Source organism: Streptomyces sp. SID12501, assembly GCF_010550245.1.
Taxonomy (GTDB): domain Bacteria; phylum Actinomycetota; class Actinomycetes; order Streptomycetales; family Streptomycetaceae; genus Streptomyces.
In genome coordinates, this window is the sequence record NZ_JAAGLU010000622.1 from 1 (window position 1) to 447 (window position 447).

General features: G+C 73.8%; 1 pseudogene. It reads right to left on the reverse strand.

Annotated features, from left to right (window positions below):
- Nucleotides 1-447 (reverse strand): annotated as a pseudogene (locus G3I71_RS47590) (alkaline phosphatase family protein); the annotation flags it as partial.

The window sequence follows — 447 nt, forward strand, 5'->3', positions numbered from 1 at the left end:
GCACACCGTCGCAGGGGCGCGCGGGCCCGTCCCGACCTCCTCGATGAGATCGCTCAGCGCCTCGAACGAACGCGGGAACGCCGCCCAGTGCTCCAGATCGCTGCGCCGCCGCAGGTCCTCACCGATCCGCGCCCACCGGGGACCCCGTACTCCCCGGCACAGCGCGGCGTTCCACACCTCGGCGTCGTGGATGAGCGGGGGCATCAGCCAGGGCAGTGAGGACCCGATCAGCAGGTGGTCGTACCCCCCGTGCCCCGCGAGCGCGTTGTCCCGCAGCCACTGGTGCTCGGTCGGATCGACCATCGCCCGCCCGTCCTCGGCCAGGACCCGCGCCGCCCGGGTGTCGACCATCAGCACCCGCGTCCGCCCGAAGTCCCGCCGATAGCTCCGGCGCACCGTCGCCGGATCGTTGTCCGCCGAGGCCGCGAAGGCCCGCAGTGGCTCCGT